3 protein-coding genes are annotated in these 6,754 nt (G+C 49.7%); all 3 read right to left on the reverse strand.

Going from position 1 to position 6,754, the window contains the following annotated elements:
- Nucleotides 1-717 (reverse strand): carboxypeptidase regulatory-like domain-containing protein (locus ABYT30_RS13465; protein WP_373096962.1); only part of this gene is annotated, 717 nt, incomplete at its 3' end.
- A gap of 136 nt (nucleotides 718-853) precedes the next feature.
- Entirely contained in the window at nucleotides 854-4,936 is a 4,083-nt protein-coding gene (locus ABYT30_RS13470; protein ID WP_373096964.1) for a hypothetical protein, read from the reverse strand.
- A 4-nt stretch (nucleotides 4,937-4,940) separates the two neighbouring features.
- A partial coding sequence (locus tag ABYT30_RS13475) for a hypothetical protein (protein WP_373096966.1) occupies nucleotides 4,941-6,754 on the reverse strand: 1,814 nt, incomplete at its 5' end.

Raw genomic sequence — 6,754 nt, forward strand, 5'->3', positions numbered from 1 at the left:
CAGCGCGGGCAAACTTTCAGGCAGCGTAAAAAATACGAATTCCTTTGTCGGGTGCGGGGTATCCGGCCGATGCGTGCAGGGGGTTTCAAAATTTATTACGCCCCAATCGGCATCCAAGTAATAGGGCCGTATCCACTGCAAAATTGACTGTGTTCCCGATTGGGGGCTGCTACTGCGTATTATCGCCCCCGGCTGATCCTTTGGTACTTCATTTCTCGGTGTTATTTCTAATGGATCCAAATACCGACGGCCAAAAGCAACATCACCGCCGAACATGAAGCGCACCTGCTGATCTCGATCTGGAATTAGCGCTACTTCACCGATATCGAGGGACGACTCCGTGAGTGGCGCAAGTAAATTGACAACAGTAAATTCGCTGCGATAATTTGCCGCCTCGATTTTAAGCAGGCGATTGCGACGCGGTAAATTTGTCAGAATAAAACGGCCTTCGCTATCGCTAGTCGTCGTTACGCCACTACTATCAACAAAGCTCAGCTGCACGAAAGGCAGCGGCTCACCTGCAAGATTGACTACCCGGCCACTAAGGCTAATTAGTGTACCCTCATAGTTGGCTCGATAATTTTTTTCATCACTTGAATACTGAGTATTTAAATTTACCCCGCCCGGCCCGCCCGCACCGCAAGCCACCAATAGCGGCAGAAGTACAAGACTAAGAAGGGAGCTGCCTAAAACCCTGTTTACAGGTAAATAATGCATGTCTGAATTTCCCATTAGTCACAGCGAAGATACCTTTAGCTGTGTAAAAAATAATAACGACTGCCGAAATCTAGCGCGGTAGTAAAAAATCAGAATCGCTTATTAGGCTAAAAAAGTAATTAGCGGCAAAGTCCGTTTAATTACTACTACTAAACCAACCGCCTTTTTGGTCCCTATTAAGTTTGCGTAATTCCACCGCGGCGCGCTCGTAACTAATACGCTCGGCAATCAGTTCTCGATAAATTAAATCGGCCGTTTTACGCCGTTTTATCGCTTCGCCAGCATCAAGAACAGACTCTATTAAATCCATTAGCCACCGGAGTATTAGCGGACGATGATCGGCGTCTTCTGTATCCTCACTGCCATTTTCAAGCGGAAGACTATCTGCCAAAATACGTCTAACACGCTGTAACTCCACTTGGCTCTCTTCATTTTGCAACTCGGTGCGCTCTTCAACATCGTCTAACAAAGCGATCAAATATTCCTGTTCTAACACATTATAATGTGCCGCCCCGGCCAACTCGCGCAAAGCTGGCAAGGAAGTTTCAATGGTGCCATTGCGAACAATTTCACCAAGGGAATAGTATTTATCCCAAGCTTGGCACTTATACACAAAATCCAAGCCCGTACCTTTAATGTTCTGCATGCCCATTAAGCGATTGGTCAAACCCGGTGGCGTATTATCGATAATGGTATTGATAACCTCATTACCATCGGCATGATAATTTTCTAAAACAACAATACTCTCAACAAACCAAGCGCTAAGCTGCAGCGTAATAGCGCTAATATTATGGCCTTCCGCGCACACTTCGAACTCTTCAAGTCGCCTTACATCATACTCAAACTGCTGACGTAGCTCCTCGATATAATCACCATGCACACTATGAAGAAACTCCCTAAGCCGCGTGCTATCGGCAAAGGTCTCAGCTTTGGCGGCGGCCTCGGTCAAACCCAATCCCCGCAACATGGCCAGCAGCCGCCCCTGAACCTCAGCAAAAGTTTGCGGCACCCGCAGGCGATTGGCTATCGACACTAAACGCGCGCCGGCGGTTACAGCATCGACCTCCGCCATAGTTTGCTCAATATACGCATCCCAAGCGCTGTGTAAGTAGTTTTGTAAGCCGTCGAGATTACCGCCTATCAAAACATGACGATCAGCACTGAGTTCCTCTGCCATTAATGCGGCAAACACTTTCGAGCGCGACACCCGGTCAGCGCGATTATTAATCAAGGTGCTCACCCAAATATTGGGGTCCGCTGCTAGACTGTGCTCATCAAAACCTAAGCGTCGCCAATTACTCAGTGACGCCAAACGTTCATTGGCCGACATGCCATTAGCAAAAATCAAACTTCGCCCTCTTACCCGGGCTGGGGGAAACACTTTTAGCACGCCAATGTCCGGCACCATATTGTCGGCCATTTCTTTATAAGCAAAGTCTCTAGGAATACCCAAGCCTTCCCCCATCGTCGCGACCAAAGCAATATTATTGGGATGCTCCTCGTAGGGGAATCGCGCCAGAATATCTTCGGGGATTCGAGCGGCCTGACGATAATCAATATAGTGCAGTTCAGTATTCTTCGCCCTGGCTTCGTCTTCAAGCAAGGGCAGCATACTTACTTCGGTAGTTAGCATAACCGCGTTGCGCGGTACAAATTTTTGCATAACCTTGGGAATTTCTATCCCCGACGGCCCCTGTAAATCTTCGTGGTCTGGGTAGCAATTCGTCACAGTCGAAATATCGTCGCGCATCCACTGCTGCTGTAGAATTTCAATATAGCGCGGCGTTAAGCCCATGCATTCCCAAAGAAACGTATTCGCTCCAAGCTTCGCGGCCATGCGCACTAGGTTAACCTGTTCCCAAATAGTCGCTTTATCATAAGGCCTGAATAAAAACAGTTCTTTCATTGGCGCGTTGGCAGGCGCATACAAAAACATGGCTTCACAGCCTGTTGTTTTAGAAACAATTGAGTAACCGAGACCATTGATCAACGCGGCTTTTAAGCGCTCGGTTCCAGACTTCCCGCGGGAGCCCCAGCCGCCGATCACCAAAGGTAAACGCTGGCGGCCACGGCGCATTAACACGCCCATTGCCATATGCCGGGAAAAGAATCCTGCTGCAAATACGAAGCAGAACAAGGCCAGCTGGCTGATCGTATTGTGGTAAACCGAATACAAATATTGTTGGGCAGAAAGCCAGTATTCATCAAGTATTACCGGCAGCGGAATAAATGCAGGGAAAAATCGCCGTACCCGGGGCTCCACAACCGCCGGTTGCCGCGGCCATTCGCTATAGGCTTTAATCCCCACCGTAAAGCCCAGCGCAGTGACGGCCTCCAAATACCGACGCGGATCCTGTTCATTCTGGGCATTGCGCAACGCCGCGTAATGGGCAAACTTCCAACTAAGAATAAATTTAGCGCGCGCTCGTTGCCACACACCGTCCGGTGGCACGAGCTCAGTTATCCCCTCTGCGGTATAAATACATAGGGTTTTAGTCGGCCAGCTTGTATCTAAGACTGAGATTAACTGATCCGGCAGCGGCAACCAGGGGCGCCAGCCACCTTCATCATCGATATGCAGTGGTTCCCCCGGAACGGTGGTTGGGCTCATTTCACACAAACCTTCCGGCGGAGCGTAGTCTAGACCGTAAAACACCTTACCGCGCCAGTGGGGATAATTCTGACGTTTATCAGTGGCAGGATGGCGCACCTCATGGAGAACGCGCCACAGCCGCAGTTTTTCTTTGTAACCCGCGGTTAAACGCACTGTATTCTTAGACACTTGCGCGTCCAGACCATGACGTTTACGGCCCAATAGCGCCAGTGTTCGCCCCAACTCCTCGCGATCGCTGCCCGCGGGAAGATTAACCCGCACACTTTTGTGCATTGCCAGCGCATCAACACCTTCTTGCAAGTATTTGAGTAAGGGCGGTGCACTCTGAATAGCCCACAGCTCTTCTCGACCGATAGCAGCAAACCGCCGAATACTGGTCAGTGGATGATGTTGATTCAGTTCACTAAGGGCATCGCGCAAGCGCTGGTAAAAATGCTCGACTTGCGCACTTTTTTGCCCCTGACGATGCAATACCGGGCAGTATTCAATAAGCGCCCTGAGCAGCAGTTCATCGTCTTCCACTTGTAAGCGATTAAGTATGAGCGTCAACAAATCTTCACCGCTTACCTTGTCGGCCAGCTGCGGTAACGCCAGCACCAGTTCCATGCGCACAGCAGGGTCTCGATCAACTGCCAGCCCGGGCAGCAAATCTGCAACAACATCATTGGGTAAACGCTGCAGTCCGTTGATAAGTCCCTGGCGAACAAAGCCACTGGGATCATTTGGGATATCGCCTAGCAGCGCCCGCGCCTCGGGTATACGGTCAAAATGTTCACAGAGAACCGTCACCACTCGATAACGATAAAAAAGCGCATCGGGACTCTCTGTGTCCTGCAAACGAAGTTTAACTGCGCGGGCAAAATATTCTGGTTGTAAAAAGGCAATAACGCTCAGCGCCTCACACTGCAGCCAAACCGAGCGGCGCTGATCCTGACAAATCTGATAAATATAGCTAATCGTGTCAGCCTGTACCGGCAAATTATCTACCGGCAGGGTACGCAGTGTTTTCGATAAACACTCAAACGCAGCCTGAGCCAAGCGCCGACTTCTGCGATGGGTGCAATATGCTAGGGTATGTCCCTCTACATCTAAGCGACGCCAATGTGCTTGCACCGCTTCCTCATTACTCGCCAAGGCATTTTCAACGAACAGGCCCGCAAATAAATTGCACAGCATCACCGCCTTCTGCTCTAATTCTGACAAGTGTTTTAAATAGCGATCGCGTATCGCCTCTAGCCCAAACCAGCGTGAGAGCGCACGTAAATCGCCGCGAATTTGACGGCGACTACAGCCAAGCTTGTTTAAGTACAAGGCGATATGGTAACGGCCATCAGCATCAGAATTTGCTGATTGGTACTCTTTTACAAAAATAGCATACCAATTTTCCTGCTGATTTAATTTGCGCTCGACGGCGTCTAGCTCTTTCACCAACAGCTCTAAAATACGCACCCGTAAATCAGGTACGGTCAATACGTTTTCTTTGCGATCGAATTGATTCAAAAATTCTATTGCAAGGGTTTTCACCGGCTTGGTATAGATCGGCCGGTCGATAGCCGATAACTGACTAAGTAACAATTGTTCTATGGCTTTAATTTGATTTTTCATTGCGCTATTCCACTACGGCCATGCCATCACGCTGATAGCGATAGCGTAATACTCGCAAATCTCTAAATGCGGTTTCTCGCGGGCTAAAATCTTTCAAGCCACGACGTTCATGACTATCTAAACTCAATTCGATTCCCGCTTCCGGCCCACCACTCCCGTCATTCACTCTAAGATAAGCTCTAGCATTCCAACGCCACCGTGGCTGCCACCAAATACGTTCAAGCCCCAGCCCTGCGGCTTGCTGTAAATAGCCATTCCCGCGATCGCTATCACCAAGGTATTGTGTGAGGCTGTAATCAAGATCGATTTTCCAGTCGCCATATAGCTGCTGCCAAGTCACCCCGGCGCGGGCATTATCGACAAACTGATTATCACTGTGCTGATTGCCGGTCAGTTTAAATTCACCTTGCAGAATACTGTCACGGTAGGGTGCGTAATCGACATCCAACTGATAACGCCATCCGTCGCGGTGAGTATCCCGATAGCGGTTAAAAACATCAATGTCCATTGCACCGGTGTCGATACGCTGAATATCGGCCAAATCAAGACTTAACTCGCGGACAAAAACCGCAAACTCATGACTTAAACCAGCTTTATAATTAAAATCTCGGGGGATTTTTATTGCAAAATCGCCATTCAGTGACCACGCCTGATCGAGATATGCATTATCGCTTAGCTGATAATATCCATCTAATTTAAAGTGCGCAGTCCAAGGCCGCCCGCTGGGGTAGAGATCCAGCCAATTTTCACTGCCAATCGAGTAATTATCAGCATTTACACGGCGCTCAAATACATCGCTGCGCAAGTAAGCGTGATTCCAATTATCAAGCTTTTTGCGGAAGTGCGCACCGAGCTCTAAAGCGCGCTGCTTTTCTGCGCTTGCCTGTAAGCCCAGCACACTGCGTTCACTGTACTTAACATAAGCGCCAATAGTCGCCCAACTGTCGCGCTGCGGCTCCTCCCCAAACAAAGCAAATCCAGGCTCCCCCGCCCCGGTATCACCCAGTGTCGTCGCTCTTTCTTGCAACACAGTTAACGCTGGCTGATAGAACCGGTAATCCGCCAAGGACTCGGCAGCCAAATCCGCGTCAATTTGTTGCAATGAATGCACGCGAAACAAGCCCCTCGTAGTCTTAAATGCGGCGGCAACATTAAAGTCGCCACCCGGATGAAACAGATATTTTCGCTCGACTTTGTCGTTTGTAAACTGATCTACGCGCAACCATTTGGCGTCGTGCATATACATAGTCAGCGGCGTTTGCGAATTCGCCGCCAACACCCTAGTTTGCTGTTCATCGTCCACACTGAACCACTGCCCAGCACTCAAGTACTCGACTTTCACACTGGCAAGGTTTTGACGCAGTGGATCAACAAAAGCCAAAACGACGCGATGTTCACCCGCCGGCAAGGGAAATTCGCGGCTCAGTACTTGCTCACTGAGGTACATTTTTTCAAGAAGCTGATCATCAAGCTGCAACGCAATTTTTGCCGGCACTGCCTTGCGGTAACTGGGTGTTATTGCTCGTACCGTCACCCGCAAACGAGATTGCTCAGGGGCGTCAATGAAAGCGGCAAAGCTCTCGCCTGCCCGAATATCCATACCGTCGGGCAAGGCATTACCTAAGACCCTACGCAGGCCGGCCGACTCAGATACTGCCGGCCAATTGCGCGCAAGTTTGGCACTGCCAGCCATGCTCAAAATAAGCTCTTCTTTACGCCATTCACTACGCGTATTCAGTAGGGCCAACAAATTTGCCACCGGCGCTTGCTCGCGCTGAGCGTAAGCAGCGGCCTGCAATTTAGCAAAGCTTTCCACAG

This window comes from Zhongshania sp. (assembly GCF_041623545.1).
GTDB lineage: Bacteria > Pseudomonadota > Gammaproteobacteria > Pseudomonadales > Spongiibacteraceae > Spongiibacter.